We start from the raw sequence: 2,660 nt of genomic DNA, 5'->3' as shown, positions 1-2,660 counted from the left end.
TGGGTACTTTCTATTACGGCTTACTCTGGGGTCTTCTATTACCCTAAAATATTCTAATATATTTCTTTTCTCTTCTTCCATTACTCCTTTTTACCATATTTCTTTTATATGCTCTAGCCCTGTCCTAACTTACCTCCCCCTTTGACAAGCCTTAGCTATTAGTTGTATCATATAAAAAGATGATGAATTTTTCCGATTTTAAAATTGACGAACGGCTCTTAAAAGGACTAAGCGAGGCCGGCTATAGCAGCCCTACTCCTATCCAAGCCGCCACTTTACAACACTTAGGGCAAGATATTTATGCCCAATCACAAACCGGCAGCGGTAAAACCACCGCTTTTTTAATTCCTACCCTCCAGCGCTTGCTGGAGCAAGAGGATAGCCTAGCCTTAATTATTGTTCCTACCCGCGAACTAACCGAACAGATAGAAAAAGAGGCCAAATTAATTGGTAAATATTTAAAGATACCTAGCATAAGTATTTATGGTGGTGTATCTTACGACAAACAACTCAACGCCATTAATAACGGAGCTAGGTTAATTATTGCTACCCCGGGACGCTTAATCGATTTTATTCGGCAAGGCGAGCTAGATACCGCCAAAGTAGATGTCATCGTTTTAGACGAAGCCGACCGCCTGTTTGATATGGGTTTTGTTAAAGATATTAAATTTATTTACGGCCAATTAAAATCGGCCGAGCAACGGCTTAATATGTTATACAGCGCTACTTTAAGCGCCGAAGTAGGCAATTTGGCCCTAACCCATACCAATAAACCGGTAGATATTATTATTAAAAGCGAAGAAGTAACGGTAGATAGCGTTACGCAGGGCCTTTACCATGTTAATAAACGCGAAAAACTCAATTTATTAATAGCTTTACTTAACCTTGAGCAACCTAAAAGCACCCTTATCTTTAGCAATACGCAGCATGGGGTAAGTTTTATCCACGAACGGCTTAACAGGCAAGGCTTCCGCTCGGCCGTTATTGCCGGGAATGTGCCGCAGCAAAAAAGGTTAAAAATTGTTGATGATTTTAAAAAAGGAAAAGTTAGTTATTTAATAGCCACCGATGTAGCGGCACGCGGCCTGCATATCGATGACCTTTCTTTAGTAATTAACTACGATTTACCCGATGAAGCCGAAAATTATGTTCATCGTATTGGCCGTACGGCCCGAGCCGGCGCCAGCGGGAAAGCTCTTAGTTTTGCCTGCGACCAATATATCTATAACCTCCCGGCTATAGAACGTTATATCGGCCAAAAAATAGCGGTTTACCCGCTTGACGCCGCCATTAATGAGCAATTAGCCAAAGATAAACTTAAAGCTAGGGCCGCCGCTTTGCCTCAAGCTAAAGTTAAAGCTAACAACAGCCCGCCCAAAAAATTGGGCAGCAAACCTCATAAACCTAAGCCTAGCCAGCCGCGGCCACCGGCGGCAAAAAATACCAATAATAAGCCTAAACGTCCGCAAACATTGCCCCCCGTTAAGCCAGCCGCTAAAGTTATGCCGGCAGCGGCTACGCCGGTAACTCATAATAACCGTTACAAAGTTAATGTAAAAGAGTTTACCGCCAGCCAACCTAAAGGGTTACGCGCCAAACTTAAAGCCTTTTTTAAGAAAAAATAATGCTAAACAAAACCTTTAATTACCAAGCTTGGGCCGCCCAAATTGGCCTTAGTCATTTTAAAGTTAATGCCCCTCTTAAGGAGCTTAATCATTTTAAAACCGGCGGGACGGCGGCTTTGCTTGCCTACCCGCAAAATGAGGCCGAACTTAAGTTACTCCTTAAAGCTGCTAACGCCGATGGCTTGCCTTTTTTTATTTTAGGCGGCGGCTCTAATGTGCTTATCGGCGATGAAGGCCTGCCTTATCTCATTATCAACCTACAAGAAATGCAGCTTATCCCGCAACCGCAGACGGGCCTTTATAACTTTGCTGCCGGTACTAAAACCAGCAGGCTGGCCAAAGAAACCGCCGAAGCCGGCTTAGCGGGCTTGCAAACTTTTTACGGCCTGCCCGGTACTTTAGGCGGGGCCTGTTATATGAATGCCCGCTGTTACGGCCGCGATATAGCCGCCGGTTTTGCCGCTGCCCGCTGCTTTACCTATACCGGCGAAGAGGTTACCATCAATTTTAACCCCAGTGAATGGGGTTATAAAAAATCGCCTTTTCAGGGTAACAACTTAGTGATTGTCGAGGTCTATTTCAATTTACAGCCCAGCGCTAACGCCGCTCTGCTTGCCGAAGCCCAAAGTTACTATGACGATAGGGTAACGAAAGGCCACTTTGCCTACCCTTCGGCCGGCAGCACCTTTAAAAATAATCCGGCCTTTGGCGCGCCCAGCGGGCAAATTATCGATAGTTTGGGCCTTAAAGGCTTTAAATACGGCGAAGCTATGGTTTCGCCGTGCCACGCCAACTTTATTGTTAATGCCGGCAACGCTACCAGCAGCGAGATACTACAATTAATTAAGATAGTGCAAGCTAAAGTAAAAATGGCTTATGGGTACGAGCTAGAGCCGGAGGTGATTGTTAAAGGTTTTTCATCATAACAGTCCTTTATAAGTTACTTTTTTAATTGTAAAAGTATTATAACGTATCAGGCGGTAAATGTCTACCTTTATGCCTATAGAGTTAGTAAATTTTAATATTTTAGCTTTA

General features: G+C 43.9%; 2 protein-coding genes. Both read left to right on the top strand.

Annotated features, from left to right (window positions below; genetic code table 11):
* The first annotated feature begins 179 nt into the window (after nucleotides 1-179).
* The gene (locus FWE37_09480) at nucleotides 180-1,625 is read left to right on the top strand and encodes a DEAD/DEAH box helicase (protein ID MCL2521210.1); all 1,446 of its coding nucleotides are present in this window, start codon (nucleotides 180-182) and stop codon (nucleotides 1,623-1,625) included.
* Nucleotides 1,625-2,551 (top strand): UDP-N-acetylmuramate dehydrogenase, encoded by a 927-nt coding sequence (murB, locus tag FWE37_09475; protein ID MCL2521209.1) that lies wholly within the window; start codon nucleotides 1,625-1,627, stop codon nucleotides 2,549-2,551. The genes FWE37_09480 and murB overlap by 1 nt, the downstream gene beginning before the upstream one ends.
* The last annotated feature ends 109 nt before the right edge of the window (nucleotides 2,552-2,660 follow it).

Source organism: Spirochaetaceae bacterium (genome assembly GCA_009784515.1).
Lineage (GTDB): Bacteria > Spirochaetota > Spirochaetia > WRBN01 > WRBN01 > WRBN01.
This window is presented reverse-complemented; position numbering and strand designations above follow the sequence as displayed.

What these genes read in the sequence shown, in the direction of transcription:
- FWE37_09480 (MCL2521210.1), top strand. Translation starts at nt 180, where the DNA reads ATGATGAATTTTTCCGATTTTAAAATTGACGAACGGCTCTTAAAAGGA.
- murB (MCL2521209.1), top strand. Translation starts at nt 1,625, where the DNA reads ATGCTAAACAAAACCTTTAATTACCAAGCTTGGGCCGCCCAAATTGGC.